The following is a 1,211-nucleotide window of genomic DNA, read 5'->3' as shown; positions in this document are numbered from 1 at the left end:
TCCTTGCCGCACGCACCGATTGGGCGCCCCTGTACGACATGGCGCGCCTCGCCGCGAACGAGGTGCCGGCCGCCGCCGCGATCTACCACGACGACATGTACGTCGATGCAGGCCTCTCCCTGCGCACGGCACGCGAAGTCGGCGCCACCCGGGCCTGGGTCACCAATGAGTGGGAGCACGACGGCGTCACCGCGTCGGGCGGCCGCGTCCTCGCACGCCTGATGGACCTGGCCGCAGGGCGCGCGTAAGCAGATTGCCCCCTGCCCCGCCTGTCCTTCCTCAATCCTTGCCACCACCTTCCACGGGAGTGACATGTCTGTCCTGCTGCCGGCCCGCCCGCGCCTCGGTGTCGCGGCCATCGCCGCCGCCTCGTGTCTCGTCGCCGCCACTACGGCGAACGCGTCCGCTCCGTCGCCGGTCCATCGGTCCACGACCCCCGCCGCCGCGTGCGCACTGCCCGGCAGGACCGGCTGGACGGACGAAGGCCACGACACCGACCGCGCCCGGTTCCAGCCCAGCACCGGAACCCGCCGCGTCCTGACGCTGTTCGTGGACTTCCCCGACGCCGAGGCCACCAGCTCCACGGACGAGTACGTGTCTCAACTCGCCCCCGCCGCCGACTGGTTGCGCAAGGCCAGCCACGGCCGCACAAGCCTCGACCTCACGTCCCTGCACCGCTGGATCCGCATGCCGGCAGCGTCGGACTCGTACGGCTTCGAGCGCGGCCTCACCTTCGAGACCCACGAGAAGTACGTACGCGACGCGGTCACGGCCGCCGACCCGTACGCGGACCTCTCCCGTTACGACATGGTGTACGTCGTCCCCACGCGTGCGGCCCGGGCGATCTCCTTCTCCCCGACCTATCTCTACGACCCCGCCACGTCCGGCGTGCGGGCCGACGGCACCCGCATCAAGTGGGCCGTGACCTTCGGCCAGGACCTGTGGCGCTGGGGCCCCAAGGTCGCCGCCCACGAGACCGGCCACACTTTCGGCCTGCCCGACCTGTACTCCTTCACCGGTGCCACCCACAGGTACGCCGGCGGCTGGGACATCATGGGCGACATCGCCGGTCATGCCCCGCAGTACCTGGGCTGGCACTCCTGGAAGCTCGGCTGGACCCGCGACTCCCAGGTCGCCTGCCTCGCCGCGCCAGGGCGGCGCACCGTGCGGCTGACCCCGGTGGAACGACGCGGCGGCACCAAGATCGCCGT

General features: G+C 71.7%; 1 protein-coding gene and 1 pseudogene. Both read left to right on the top strand.

The window, feature by feature from the left end; translation table 11 throughout:
• A pseudogene (locus ACZ5CR_RS46120) lies at window positions 1–248 on the top strand (alpha/beta fold hydrolase); the annotation flags it as partial.
• Window positions 249–312: 64 nt separating this feature from the next.
• Window positions 313–1,211: metallopeptidase domain-containing protein (locus tag ACZ5CR_RS46115; protein ID WP_468869952.1), on the top strand; the 899-nt coding region annotated here is incomplete at its 3' end.

The organism is Streptomyces sp. NPDC031274 (assembly GCF_055570235.1).
The sequence above is the reverse complement of the archived record's forward strand: the minus strand, read 5'-3'. Positions and strand labels throughout refer to the sequence as shown.